The sequence below is a fragment of the Thalassobacterium maritimum genome, from assembly GCF_031127805.1.
GTDB classification, from domain to species: domain Bacteria; phylum Verrucomicrobiota; class Verrucomicrobiia; order Opitutales; family Coraliomargaritaceae; genus Thalassobacterium; species Thalassobacterium maritimum.
This window is the reverse complement of record NZ_JARXHW010000022.1, coordinates 1-12,524: the sequence shown is the minus strand read 5'-3', so window position 1 is coordinate 12,524 and position 12,524 is coordinate 1. Positions and strand designations below refer to the sequence as shown.

Below are 12,524 nucleotides of genomic sequence, written 5' to 3'. Positions count from 1 at the left end.
TTGGAAAAATGATCTTACTTTGTTGTTTGCAGATTGATGCCGTTTAGGTATCAGTTGTGGATGGAGTTGCGACATTTGAAGTATTTTATAGCAGTCGCGGAGACGCTGAATTTCCGTCGAGCCGCTGAGCGACTGAACGTTGCGCAGCCTGCCTTGAGTCGGCAGATCAAGGATTTGGAGTCGTCAATTAGTGTGAAGCTGCTAGATCGAGACACTGGTGGCACGCGTTTGACAGAGGCGGGGGTGGTATTGTTGGAAGAGGCGCGCGACATTATGGAGCGCATTGATATGGCACGTGAAATGGCGCGTGATGCGCAAGCGGGGCGTCGTGGGCACTTACAAATTGCGGGTTTGGGCAGTATGTCGCTGGGCTTACTTTCAGACACCTTATCCAGGTTTCGGGTCGCATATCCGAAGGTGGATGTGAGTCTGCACGACATCGGCTACCGCGATCTAATGAGTGAGCTACGTGCGGGCAGCGTGCACTTGGGCTTTTCCTTCGATCCTAATTTGCGGGAGACGCGTGAGTTTAAATCTGTGCAGGTGGTGAAGTCGCGTGCGCGGATCGCGATGAGTGTGCAGCATCCACTGGCGAAGCAAGATCTAGTGAGCTTAAAGGACTTTGATGAGGATCATATTTTCTGCATCGGTAAAGCCGGCATGTATGACCTGCACCGACGTGTCACGCAGAGCATTCTATCGGAGCGAAACATTTATCATAAGCCGCTCAAGTTCGTGGCGAACTTAGAACTAATGATGACTATGTTGGCAGGTAATTATGGTGTGTCGCTGGTCTTTCCCCGGTTTTTTGGAGACATTCCGCAGGTAGTGATAAAGCCGATCCTAGAAGATGGGGACGACTTGGAGATCTTTTTATCTGCCGTCTGGCGGCGCAATTTACAGTCTACCTTGGTCAATAATTTCGTGGAAATATTGCACAGCGTGGACCTTGATCAGCGCTGATTGTGGGGGCGAAAAACAGGTTTGTGAATTATTTGTAAAACCTTTTTTCGGCGAAGGTTACTTAATTGCTAGGGCTTCTTATTTGTGACATAAACGCTGCTAATGCGTATGCTATCCAAAACACTAATCGCTTCAGTTTCTTTGTCCGCAACAGTCTCTCATGCGATAAATCTAACGATTGATATTAGCGATCTTTCAAATATTTTATTGATCAGTGAAACGGACCATTCATTGATTAATGCGACAGGGGATGTTGGCTTTGCTGTGGGTATCTCTTTGGAGGATTTTTTCACGTCACCCCAAGATTTGACTGATTCAGTCAGTATTGGTGGCGACCTGACTGCCCGTGGCACAACATTATCTTATAATGAAACTGTTAGCTTTGCTTTTGGCGATGGCGCCGTGGTGGTGGGTGATGATCTAAGTATTTATAGTACGGTTGGTGGGGAGAATCAGGAATTTGTCACGAGTGCGCCTGCGTTTACTGGTGTGGGGACGATTAACTTATCTGCTTTCGCTGCAGCAATTCCGAGCATTGGTGCAACTGGATTGATCAATAATGGTTATCAGCCTTCTCAGGGAGGGGCCATTGGCACTTGGAGCGTGATTCCTGAGCCCAGCAGTTTTGCGTTGATTACTGGTATGATGGGGCTTGTTGCGGTCGGTGCGCGTCGTTTTCCCCGTAAATAGTAGTGCTTTGTAGTCTCGGTTCTTTGAACCAGGGGCGGTATACAAAATATCCGCATGGCAGTGATGCCATGCGGATATTGAAAAACGTCTATCGGTTCAGACTATTTGTAGAGTGGGCCGTAGGACTGGCAGGCGCGGAAGTCGGCACCTTCTAGGTCGGCGGTGCCAAAGGCGCGCCATGCACTGGGGCGGAAGACACGCTCTTCTTCGATGTTGTGCATGTATACTGGGATACGTAGCATCGATGCCAAGGTGATGTAGAGGTCACCCACGTGACCAGCAGTCATCACACAGTGGTTGGCGCCCCAGTTGTTCATGACTTCGTAGGCGGAGCTGAATGCACCCTTGCCTGTGAGGCGAGGTGCGAACCATGTGGTCGGCCAGCTTGGGTTCGTGCGCTCGTCCAGTGCGTCGTGCACGTTTTCAGGCAGCTCGACTGTCCAGCCTTCAGCGATTTGTAGGCAAGGGCCGAGGCCTGCAGCGAGGTTGAGGCGAATCATGGTCGCCTTCATGCCGCCCTTGGTCTTGAAGCGCGTGCTCATGCCGCCACCAGGGAAATACTCGGTGATCGAGGGGTGCCAAGTGGTGTTCTTGAGGCTGGCTTCGGCTTCCTCGTCGGTGATCTCCCAAAAGGGCTTCATCGTAGGTTTGCCGTCCGCATCGGTCTGATCGCCGGTGCCATCAAGTGCTGCGGGGCCAGAGTTGATTAAGTGGAGTAGGCCGTCGGCAGCTTTGCCTTCGAGCTGATATCCGTCGGCTACGCGAGCCACCGCATCGGGGCTCCAGTAGGTGCGGAGGTCTGCAAAGATCTGTGCGCTGTTAGTCAATAGTTGACCGAAGAGCATGCCTGCGCCGTTGAGCGCGTCGTTCTCGGTGGCGACGATGTAAGGGGGGCGCTTGCCATTCCAGTCGAAGGAAGTGTTGAGAATTGCCTCCATGAAATCACCATTTGGGAAGTGGTCGGTCCATTGGCGTTGGCCTTGGAAGCCTGCGGCGATCGCGTAGTGGCCTTGCGCTTGTTCACCATAGCCCGCTTCGACTAGATTGTCGTTGCCGACCATGAGGTCGCGAGCGATGAGTGCCATCTTGACCGAATCTTCCCATTCGCTATCGAGTTGCTCGCGACTGCGCTTGGTTTCTTCGCTGTTGTAGTCCTTGCCTTCGGGGCAATTTTCTTTCACCCAAGCAAGGGCTTTCTCATATTCGGCTTGGTCGTAAGTGCCTTTGCGCATGCGGCCTGCAAATTCTGACATGTCGATGGCTTCCACTCGCATGCCTAGGTTGCCTTCCCAGAAAGAGGAATCGACGACCGAGCCAGCGATCCCCATGGAGGTGCCGCCCATGGAGAGGTAGGCTTTGCCACGCATGTAAGCGACTGCGAGACCGGCACGTGCGAAGGTCAAAAGCTTGATAACGACGTCTTCGGGCATGCTGTCATCGCCTGCGTCTTGCACATCTTTGCCATAAATACCAAATGCGGGGATGCCCTTTTGTGTGTGACCAGCCAAGGCGGCAGCCAGGTAAACCGCACCCGGACGCTCAGTGCCGTTGAAACCCCAGATTGCTTTGGGACGATGTGGATCCATGTCCATGGTCTCCGAGCCATAGCACCAGCAAGGCGTGACTGTGAGGCTGAGCCCGACACCTTCACGCTGAAATTTTTCTTCGCAAGCGGCCGCTTCACGCACGCCACCAATTGTGCTGTCGGCAATCACGCATTCGACTGCGCTGCCGTCCAGGTTGCGTAGTTCATCTGAAAACAGCTTCGCGACACGCTTGGCCATGTTCATGGTGATGTCTTCCAAAGACTCACGAACGCCGCCACGGCGACCGTCGATTGTAGGGCGAATGCCAATTTTAGGAAATGGGAATGGGTGCTTACTCATAGTGTGTATGTATTATTTTGAGGTGAATGTGTCATCAGACCGCGTAGACTCGGGGATATTATATGATAACGCTCGAGTCGTCAGTCTTTATTGAGTCACGAAGGTGAACTATCACATATTTTGAGCTTTTATGCTAGGGGGATTGCTGACAAGATATGGATATTATTGATCAAATTATTTGAATGTCTGCATGATGGAAGAATTTCCCTTAGAATTGTCCTCCCAAGTCGAGAAGGGGCGCTACGCCAACTTGCCACGGCCCTCCGATGGCAATGAGCGCGCCTTTATTTTAGGCTATGAGGAGTGTACGCCTGATTATACCATCGAGCGCAATGAGTTCCCCTTTTGGACGCTGGAGTTTGTGGTCGGCGGACATGGGTTTTATCGGGAAGGGGCGCAGGTGAGGGAGTTGCGATTTGGCGATGTGTATACCTACGGCCCCGGGGTGCCGCAGTATTTCGGAAATGATCAGGATCGCCCCTTTCGCAAATACTTTCTGGTGCGCAGCGGGCAGGTGTATCCCGACTTGTGGCGGGAGGCTGGCTTGACGCCAGGGCGACTGTACCCATTGGGCAATCCGACCTCTGTGGTCCCGATTTTTGACCAATTATTAGATCAAGGCCAGCGCAGCGATGCCCATACTTCAAAAATTGTTTCTAGCTTGGAGGAGGTGTTGATGGCTTTGATTGCTCGACACTTGGGCCTATCGCAAGGGGACCGTTCGCGCTCGCGCAAGGTGTATGAGTTGTCGTTGCAGATCTTACAGCGAGAGTATAAAAGCTTACACACGCTGGCTGATTTGGCTGAGCGGTCTGGATATACGAGTGAGTATCTGTGTCGTATTTTTAAGAAGTATCATGGAGAGTCGCCTTATCAGGTGTTATTGCACCGAAAAATGAGTGCGGCTTGGTTGCTTTTGCACGATGGACAATTGCAGGTGGGAGCGGTTGGGCACGAGTTGGGCTATGAAGACCCCTTGCACTTTTCGCGTGTTTTTAGAAAAGTGATGGGCTGTGCGCCCAGTTCCGTGATGTCAAATCAGTCGGATACTCCATAGGCCAGCGGTAATTATAGAGGCGGCAGCTTTCTTGACTTGTATGCCGATTATAAAAGCTAACTTTACTCTTGGAAGTGGGACAGAATATCGCAGTATTTGCACTTTTCCTAATACCCCTTATAAGAATATGGAAGTGGATCACCCCCGCGCACATCGTCGTGCCTGTCTAAAAATTACTCTCTGTCTGCTCGCTGTCTGGTTTTCGATCAGTTTTGGCGCGGGCATTTTACTGCGCGATTGGTTGGATGCGCATGCGCCGATGGTGGGGGGCGCGCCCTTTGGCTTTTGGATGGCACAGCAAGGCTCAATTCTCGGATTTGTGCTCATCTTAATTATCTTTGCATGCTTAATGAATCGTTTGGATCGTAAGCATGGCTACTCTGAAGAGAGCTAATTTCTCCACTTTTCCCCATGTCACAAGATACCCTTAATTTCATTTTCATTGGGCTGAGCTTTGCCCTTTATATCACGATTGCAGTTCGTTCGCGGGCAGCATCGACTAAAGAATATTACACAGCAGGTGGGGGTGTTTCGCCCTTTGCCAATGGTATGGCGACCGCGGCCGATTGGATGTCGGCGGCCACTTTTATTTCGATGGCGGGCACAGTTGCGATCAGCGGTTACGATGCTTCGCGTTTCTTGATGGGCTGGACCGGGGGCTTCGTCTTGTTGACCGTGTTGATGGTGCCGTATTTGCGTAAGTTTGGTAAGGCTACGGTGCCGGATTTTATCGGTGACCGTTATTACTCCAAGCTCGCACGGGGTGTGGCGGTGGTGTGCGCGATCTTTATTTGTATGACCTACATCATGGGGCAAATGCGTGGTGTAGGCGTGGTGTTTTCGCAGTTGTTCGGCATTAGCATCCCCTTTGGTGTGATCATCGGCGCGGCGATCGTGTTTGCCTATGCGGGGCTCGGCGGGATGAAGGGCATCACGTATACTCAGGTGGCTCAGTATTGTGTGATGGCCTTTGCGTATACGATTCCAGCAATCTACATTGCAATGGCTTTAACGGGTAATGTCATTCCGCAATTGGGACTGATTGGCGATTATACCGCCAGCGAGCCGGTGGTGCCCTTTTTACAGAAGCTCAACAATATTAATACCGAGCTTGGCTTTCGGGAATATACCTCGGGCAACATATCCACCATCAATATGTTTTGTATCACTGCAGCACTGATGTGTGGCACGGCCGGTTTGCCACATGTGATTGTGCGCTTCTTTACGGTTAAAAATGTGCGTTCGGTGCGTCGCTCGGCGGCATGGACGCTTAGCTTTATCGCCGTGATTTACCTGACCGCACCTACGATTGGCGCCTTTTCGCGAGTGAACTTGATCGAGAAGCTGAACGGCACCGCCTATACCGAAGCGCCCGCATGGTTTTATGATTTCGAAGCCACGGGGCAAATGGCGTGGGTGGATAAAAATGGGGATGGTCGGATTCAATATTCAGGCCCCGGCAAATCGGAGGCGGGCACGTTTACTGTGTTTCAAAGTAAAAGCCCCGTCTATCCCAGCTATGATGCGCCCGAAAATCAGCGCATCGGCTTGCATGGCGAGCGCTTACTGGCAAGTAAAGCGGATGACTCGAATCCCAACGAACTTTGGTTTGGTAATGACATCATGGTGATGGCCAATCCCTATATGGCTGGCTTGCCGATGTGGGTGATCGCACTGCTGATGGCGGGCTGTATCGCGGCCGCCTTGTCGACGGCGGCAGGCCTGTTATTGGTGCTCTCGACTTCGATTTCGCACGATTTGATGAAGAAGATCGTGAAGCCCGACTTGAGCGATCGCGAGGAGGTCAATTACGCGCGCGCGGCTTCTTTCATTGCACTCGGGGTGGCTGCTTACTTTGGGATCAATCCGCCTTCGGCCTTCATCGCCAAGACCGTGGCTTTCGCATTTGGCCTCGCTGCTTCTTCGTTTTTTCCAACTTTGTTGATCGGTATCTTTTCTAAGAAGATGAATAAGGTCGGTGCGATTTCGGGCATGCTGGCGGGCATTAGTTTCACGATCGGTTACATCGTATACTTCCAATTCTTAGGTGGGCATGATGAACAACTGCTCTTCGGTATCACGCCTGAGGGCATCGGCTTCGTCGGTATGTTGCTCAACTTTGCAGTCGCCTTTAGTGTGAAAGCATTCACCGGGGATGCCCCGCAACATGTTCAAGATATGGTGGCCGAAATCCATATCCCCAGTGGTGCCGGCGAGGCGAAGGATCACGATTTCGAGATCTAGCGATCGGAGTGAATCTGGCTACACTGCCTCATCTTCAGGCCCGCCGTATTGCTTGAATATAAAATCACTGTGCTGCGACAGCGCAGCTTGATCGAGCTACGATTCTGTTTGCAGCACTGCTTGTAGCCGCGCGATGAGTTCATCTCGCAAGGGCTGTGCGGCCTCACTCAGGGCGCGCTGGCGGCGCTCGTATTCGAGTTTGCCGCTGGGGGTTTCCACTTTGACGGGTTCAAAGCCGAGTGAGCTACAGTCATAAGGACTGGCTTGCATGTCCAACTGGCGCGCGCCGACAGCAAAATGGAAGCACTGCCACAGCAACTCTGACCCGATCCAGGGCATACACTGAGCCGCCAGTTTATACAGGTCCATGTTGGTGTGCAGACAGCCACATTGCTCGTTTTCTATGCGACTGTCTTTACTCGGTTGGATGCGATTAAATGCTTTCGCACCGGGGCTGAAAAAACGGAAGGCATCGAAGTGAGTACATTGGATCGGCCGACTGCGGACGTAGGCATCCGTTGCCTGTTGCGAGAGGCGCAAGGGCAAGCGCTCGCCATGGCGAACTTCGCCGTCGGCATCTCCTTGGTAAACCATGGCCCATTCGTGCATGCCAAAGCAGCCAAAGGCGGGCGGCCGTTCTTTGACTGCCTGACAGAGGCGCTCTACCATCTCCATGCGGTGGCGCGTCGAATCAGTCATCAGCGTCGGATCCAAGCGTGTGATCCCATTCCGGCAGCTGTAGTGCTTTGACTTATACGTATCGCCGAGCGGCGCCTCTTGCAAACCGATGCCTAGGCCCGGGTGCCAGGCCTCGAGTTGGGAGGGCTTGTTGCGATAGTAGATGAATAGAAAGTCATAGATTGGGTGCATCTGCCGTGCGGCCCGTCGTGCACGGTAGGGGGTCGTCCATTTTTCAGCGCGTTGGCGGTGCTGCTCCGCAATCGCCTGCCATGCTTGGGCCGGCAATAGTGTGTTTTCTGCTTCTTTCACACATGTTGGGACAGGTGGGGCACCTGTCTTACGATGTTTAAACTGAACTGGCATACTTACTTTTTCTGGTTTTCGGGCAGCTCTTCTGCTTGGACCACATAGTAGAGCATGATCACCCAGCAGAGCATGATCGGGTAGAGCAGGGTGCACAACAAGGTCGAGCCTAGGATCGCGATGGCGACGCCCAGCCACATGTTGAGCATGTCCATGACGACGAGTATGCAAACGGGGATAATCACTATGACAATCGCCAGCACGTAGCCGATCGAGGTGGTTCCAAAATAAAATCCGGACTCCTCTTTTTCTAGCTCCATCTCGCAACTGGGGCAGCGCTTGTTGAGTCGAAACCAATTTTTGAAAATTCCAAAATGCCCACAGTTCGGGCAACGCCCGGTCATGGTTCGGGTGAAAATCTCTCCACGTTGGATCTGCATTCTGAAGTCTGACTAAAAACGTTTAAAGTAGTCGCGCTCAGTGTTTACAGCTCATCGCTGACCAGTTCGGCATTCTTAATCAAGCGACAAAAGATCTTCTTTGTGGTGTCTTTGTGCGTGCCGTCTTTAGTGTTGGGCTCGAGCATTTCTTTATACGTCACCGCGAGACGTTCCAATTTTACGATGCGTAGGTAGACCGCATCGCCGCCATGGCTATGTACGTCCGGTGAGGTCTTCCAAATTTGTCCTTGTGCTAGCTTCATCGGGGGCACGATAGCTTGCCCGCATGCCGCTGGCAATGTTGTATATGCGGGGCGATACAAATATCTGCCGCCTCTGTGGTCATCAGCGAGAGTTAGCTCAAAACTTGCCCTGCTGCTGTATGATATTTGAGCAACATATCTTGTAATTGCTGTATTTTAAGCGGCTTGATTAGGAAATCTGTCATGTGCGGGTAGTCTTCTGAAAAACGATCCTCATCAATGACATTGGCCGTGAACACGATGATCGGTAGTTTACTCGCTGTGAGTTGTTGCTGCGTGGGGGATGTCAGTTGTTCCCATGCGCGAAGCTTTTGGGCCGCTTGCGGGCCATCCATGATCGGCATGTGGTGATCCATCAAGATTAGATCAAAATTGGCATCCTGAGTCAGCGCTTCCAGCGCTTCGGCACCGTTGCCTACTATTTGGCATGTGCAGCCGAGAGATTCGAGTTGGCGCCGGATGATGAATTGATTGGCCGGGTTATCTTCGGCGACTAAAATGTGCTGTTCAAAATGGCTATAGTTGGCGCTCGAGTTGCCGCTTGAAGGGGACACGGCCACCGGGGCCTGTGGAATGACAGGAAAGCTGAGCTGGAATGCAAAAGTGGAGCCTTGGCCGAGTTGACTCTTTACGGATAATTGGCCTCCCATCATTTGGACTAATTGATAACAGATCGCGAGCCCTAGGCCGGTGCCGCCATATTGCCGGGTGGTGGAGCTGTTCGCTTGTGTAAAGCGGTTAAAGATCGTGTCTTGCGCACTTGCGACCATGCCGATGCCAGTATCCTCGACTGAAAAATTGACCTGTGCTTGATTGGATTTTAGCTCTGCTAGCTGAGCGTTTAAAGTGACTGATCCACCTTCCGCTGTGAATTTAATGGCGTTGCTCAAGAGGTTTAAGAGCACTTGTTTGAGTCGCATGCTATCGCCTGACAAAAATAACTCTTCTTGCGCATGGGTGGAGTCAGAGAGCGACAATTTTTTTTGTGTCGCGTTGGGCGTGACAGAATCGAGGCAGTCTTGTATGAGCTGCTGGAGGGAGAAGGTGTGCGCTTCCAGCTTGAGCTGGTTGGCTTCGATCTTAGAAAAGTCCAAGACGTCATTAATCAGACTGAGTAGGAGGTCGCTGGAGTTGGCGATTGCATTGATATCTTTTATGTTTTCCTCTGAGAAATTATGATTCTTATCTTTGAGCAGTTCCGCATGTGCAATGATGCCAAAGAGTGGAGTGCGGATTTCATGACTCATGGTCGCTAGAAATTCGCTCTTGGCCTGTGTGGCTGCGTGAGCTTTTTTGCTAGCTGCTTCCAGTTCCTGGGTGCGCTCTTGGACACGGGTCTCCAGCTGTTCATTCATGGACTCCACCGCTGCGAGTGCTTTTTCACTGCGCTTCGCAGTCGCTTGCAAAATGGCGACCAGCATCACGCCTGCGACAAAGAAAAATACGAAAGCAAGCATGCCATCGCGCGCTAAGCTGTGAGCGGCAAAGTTTAAGCTGCCGGCGATTGGCTCACTCTGCAGGGTTTTATAATAGAGGTTGATATTACCCAGTAAAATAAAGACGAAGCAGACCACTGCACTGCGTTTGTGTGCGAAAATTAATGTTAGAAACAATAGAAAGATATCGAACACAAAGAGCTGAAAAGCAGCCCCCAAGGGCTCTTGGAACAGGTTTGCCGGCATCATTAGCAGGATCGTGTGTATGGGCAGCACCAATGTGAGCGCTAGAATCGATCCTGCGAATTTTAATCGTCCTCGCGATGCGATGCCGACTGCAATCAAGCTGGCAACTAGAATCATCAGATTGAAGCCGATCCGTATGCCCAACTGTGGTGGTTGAAACCAAAAAAATCGACTTAGGTTGAGTACCGCGAGTGCGATGAGTAGGCAATTGAGCCCTAGGAATAGCCGCGCCTGAAGCCGAATAAAGGGATTCGCGTCGGCATAAACCTTAGTCAAGCGTTTGAAACGGGGTAGTCGGGCGCTCAACATTCTGAAGGGGGTGTCTTTCTGTGCATAGCAGATGTTAAGGACGTGAGGTTTTGTGCAATTTGTATCGTCTTGTAGGCATTGCGTTTACACATTCTGAGTAATCAGTATTTTCGATGCGAGTCTATCAGAAAGATTCGAATCGTTTGAAATCGATTGGTATCGTCCCATCGCTGAGTGGGGCGGGGCGCTGATTAAAAAGAATCTATGTAATATTTTTCGCATACATTTGCCATTGAGTCAGACTCACACAATGGTGCTGTTTTTTATTCACCGCATCCATTCTATTTATGAAGCCTACAAAGAACCGCCTCTTCTTATTCAACGCGACGCTACTGGGCGTCTTTTGCGCCTTTTACGCTTTTCCGTTGACCTCTAGCGCGTCCGAAAACGATACCTATTCTATGTTAGAAACTCCTAAAGACGTAAACTCCGTTCCATCCGACGCAGAAGTCACCGCTTCTGGTCTCGCTTCGCGTGTATTGACAGCAGGCTCCGGCGCTGAATCACCTGCAGCGGCCGATACTGTGACCGTGCACTACAGCGGTTGGACTACCGACGGCCAAATGTTCGATAGTTCTGTAAAGCGCGGTTCACCCACTAGCTTCCCGCTCAATCGCGTGATCAAGGGTTGGACCGAAGGTCTGCAGCTGATGGTTGTCGGTGAGAAACGCCGCTTCTGGATTCCCGCAGAGCTCGCTTATGGCGAAAACCCAGGTGGCGGCCGTCCAGGCGGTTTACTTGTATTTGATGTCGAGCTGCTCGGTATTGAAAAAGCACCAGAGCCCCCCAAGGTGCCTGAAGATGTCGCATCCGTGCCTGCCAACGCCGAAGTTCGTGAAAGCGGCCTCGCTTCGCGTGTGCTCTCTGCCGGCACAGGTAGCCAGCACCCAAGCAAGCAAGATATGGTGACCGTGCACTACAGTGGTTGGACTACCGACGGTCAAATGTTCGACAGCTCCGTCATGCGTGGCTCTCCAGCGACCTTTGGTCTATACCAAGTGATCCCCGGTTGGACAGAAGGGGTGCAACTTATGGTTGAAGGCGAAAAACGCCGTTTTTGGATTCCCGGTAAGCTCGCTTATGGCGACCAGCCACAAGGCGGTGCACCTGCAGGCACCTTAGTCTTCGATGTCGAGCTGATTAAGATCGGTCAGTAAGTCTCGCTCCGAGAGACGCTTATTTTAACAAGAATACATGGCGCGCACGCTCCAAATTAAAGTCTGTGGTCTGACCCGAGAGGAAGACGTCGATTTGACGCTTTCGCTCGGGGCAGATTACTGCGGCTTTATCATGTATTCGAAATCACCGCGCGGGCTTAGTCTTGAGCGCGCGCGTGAACTCGCATCGCGCGTGCCGGTGGGCAAGCGGGTGATGGTCGACGTCGCCACCGATCCAGCGGATTTGGCACGCTATCGCGATGCCGGTTTCGATTATTTTCAGATTCACTGTCCCGTTGATACAGACACGGCAACGCTTCGCGCATGGTCGCAGTTGGTCGGGCGTGAGCGACTCTGGTTGGCACCTCGCATGGCGCCGGAAGATTGCTTCCCCGTCGCGATGTTAGACTATGCCGACAGCATTTTGATCGACACCTTCGCAAAGAATCAAGTCGGAGGCACTGGAAAAGTAGGCGATTGGGCACGCTTCAATCAGCTCCAAGCAGCCCACCCGCAGACGCATTGGGTGCTCGCTGGCGGCTTGTCGCCTGACAACGTCAGCTCCGCAGTGGCCTCGACGACGGCCGAGCATCTCGATATCAACAGCGGCGTCGAGAGCCAGCCCGGCATCAAAGACCCCGCCAAGCTGCGCGAGGTCTTTCGCTTGTTACGTGATTAGCGCTAGCGGAGCACCTGGGTCGATCGGTAGGGGCGCGACTGGTCACGCCCGCCGATCCGCAGAAGCCATCACAACGCGGGCGTGACAAGTCGCAATGCCATTGCATAATTCAAAGTGCCCTCTCTAGGACCGTAATTAGAACTGGTTCTCTGGATTCGCTTCTTATCCTG

Annotated in this window: 12 protein-coding genes; 7 read left to right on the top strand and 5 right to left on the bottom strand. The window is 52.1% G+C overall.

Annotated features, from left to right (window positions below; genetic code table 11):
- The first annotated feature begins 36 nt into the window (after positions 1-36).
- Both QEH52_RS10535 and QEH52_RS10530 read left to right on the top strand, forming a co-directional pair.
- Positions 37-963 carry a LysR family transcriptional regulator gene (locus tag QEH52_RS10535; RefSeq protein WP_308950318.1) on the top strand — a complete coding sequence of 309 codons (927 nt, stop codon included), beginning with the start codon at positions 37-39 and terminating at the stop codon, positions 961-963.
- 108 nt (positions 964-1,071) lie between these two features.
- Positions 1,072-1,653, top strand: coding sequence for a hypothetical protein (locus QEH52_RS10530; RefSeq protein WP_308950316.1), 582 nt, complete (start codon positions 1,072-1,074; stop codon positions 1,651-1,653).
- 101 nt (positions 1,654-1,754) lie between these two features.
- On the opposite strand, the gene QEH52_RS10525 is transcribed toward QEH52_RS10530, so the two are convergent.
- The gene (locus QEH52_RS10525; RefSeq protein WP_308950314.1) at positions 1,755-3,539 is read right to left on the bottom strand and encodes an L-fucose isomerase; all 1,785 of its coding nucleotides are present in this window, start codon (positions 3,537-3,539) and stop codon (positions 1,755-1,757) included.
- Between the two features lie 190 nt (positions 3,540-3,729).
- Between QEH52_RS10525 and QEH52_RS10520 the strand changes: the two genes are divergently transcribed.
- The 3 genes from QEH52_RS10520 (at position 3,730) to QEH52_RS10510 (ending at position 6,840) form a co-directional block, all read left to right on the top strand.
- The gene (locus QEH52_RS10520; RefSeq protein ID WP_308950313.1) at positions 3,730-4,596 is read left to right on the top strand and encodes a helix-turn-helix domain-containing protein; all 867 of its coding nucleotides are present in this window, start codon (positions 3,730-3,732) and stop codon (positions 4,594-4,596) included.
- A 127-nt stretch (positions 4,597-4,723) separates the two neighbouring features.
- A complete protein-coding gene (locus QEH52_RS10515) occupies positions 4,724-4,990 on the top strand; it encodes a DUF4212 domain-containing protein (RefSeq protein ID WP_308950312.1) in 267 nt (88 codons plus the stop codon).
- 17 nt (positions 4,991-5,007) lie between these two features.
- Positions 5,008-6,840 (top strand): sodium:solute symporter family protein, encoded by a 1,833-nt coding sequence (locus QEH52_RS10510; protein WP_308950311.1) that lies wholly within the window; start codon positions 5,008-5,010, stop codon positions 6,838-6,840.
- Positions 6,841-6,936: 96 nt separating this feature from the next.
- Here QEH52_RS10510 and QEH52_RS10505 read toward each other — a convergent pair whose 3' ends face one another.
- From QEH52_RS10505 to QEH52_RS10490, 4 genes are all read right to left on the bottom strand, one after another.
- Positions 6,937-7,830, bottom strand: coding sequence for a hypothetical protein (locus tag QEH52_RS10505; RefSeq protein ID WP_308950310.1), 894 nt, complete (start codon positions 7,828-7,830; stop codon positions 6,937-6,939).
- 56 nt (positions 7,831-7,886) lie between these two features.
- A complete protein-coding gene (locus tag QEH52_RS10500) occupies positions 7,887-8,264 on the bottom strand; it encodes a DUF983 domain-containing protein (protein WP_308950309.1) in 378 nt (125 codons plus the stop codon).
- A gap of 44 nt (positions 8,265-8,308) precedes the next feature.
- Positions 8,309-8,527: a hypothetical protein gene (locus tag QEH52_RS10495; protein WP_308950307.1), complete on the bottom strand. Its 219-nt coding sequence runs from the start codon at positions 8,525-8,527 to the stop codon at positions 8,309-8,311.
- A gap of 92 nt (positions 8,528-8,619) precedes the next feature.
- Positions 8,620-10,485: an ATP-binding protein gene (locus QEH52_RS10490; RefSeq protein WP_308950305.1), complete on the bottom strand. Its 1,866-nt coding sequence runs from the start codon at positions 10,483-10,485 to the stop codon at positions 8,620-8,622.
- Between the two features lie 320 nt (positions 10,486-10,805).
- Between QEH52_RS10490 and QEH52_RS20720 the strand changes: the two genes are divergently transcribed.
- Together QEH52_RS20720 and QEH52_RS10480 are read left to right on the top strand one after the other, a co-directional pair.
- The gene (locus QEH52_RS20720; protein WP_308950304.1) at positions 10,806-11,675 is read left to right on the top strand and encodes an FKBP-type peptidyl-prolyl cis-trans isomerase; all 870 of its coding nucleotides are present in this window, start codon (positions 10,806-10,808) and stop codon (positions 11,673-11,675) included.
- A gap of 37 nt (positions 11,676-11,712) precedes the next feature.
- Entirely contained in the window at positions 11,713-12,354 is a 642-nt protein-coding gene (locus QEH52_RS10480; protein ID WP_308950303.1) for a phosphoribosylanthranilate isomerase, read from the top strand.
- The last annotated feature ends 170 nt before the right edge of the window (positions 12,355-12,524 follow it).

Excerpts from the sequence above, each read along its gene's own strand:
- QEH52_RS10535 (WP_308950318.1), top strand. The coding sequence starts at position 37 with ATGCCGTTTAGGTATCAGTTGTGGATGGAGTTGCGACATTTGAAGTAT.
- QEH52_RS10530 (WP_308950316.1), top strand. The coding sequence starts at position 1,072 with ATGCTATCCAAAACACTAATCGCTTCAGTTTCTTTGTCCGCAACAGTC.
- QEH52_RS10525 (WP_308950314.1), bottom strand. The coding sequence starts at position 3,539 with ATGAGTAAGCACCCATTCCCATTTCCTAAAATTGGCATTCGCCCTACA.
- QEH52_RS10520 (WP_308950313.1), top strand. The coding sequence starts at position 3,730 with ATGATGGAAGAATTTCCCTTAGAATTGTCCTCCCAAGTCGAGAAGGGG.
- QEH52_RS10515 (WP_308950312.1), top strand. The coding sequence starts at position 4,724 with ATGGAAGTGGATCACCCCCGCGCACATCGTCGTGCCTGTCTAAAAATT.
- QEH52_RS10510 (WP_308950311.1), top strand. The coding sequence starts at position 5,008 with ATGTCACAAGATACCCTTAATTTCATTTTCATTGGGCTGAGCTTTGCC.
- QEH52_RS10500 (WP_308950309.1), bottom strand. The coding sequence starts at position 8,264 with ATGCAGATCCAACGTGGAGAGATTTTCACCCGAACCATGACCGGGCGT.
- QEH52_RS10495 (WP_308950307.1), bottom strand. The coding sequence starts at position 8,527 with ATGAAGCTAGCACAAGGACAAATTTGGAAGACCTCACCGGACGTACAT.
- QEH52_RS20720 (WP_308950304.1), top strand. The coding sequence starts at position 10,806 with ATGAAGCCTACAAAGAACCGCCTCTTCTTATTCAACGCGACGCTACTG.
- QEH52_RS10480 (WP_308950303.1), top strand. The coding sequence starts at position 11,713 with ATGGCGCGCACGCTCCAAATTAAAGTCTGTGGTCTGACCCGAGAGGAA.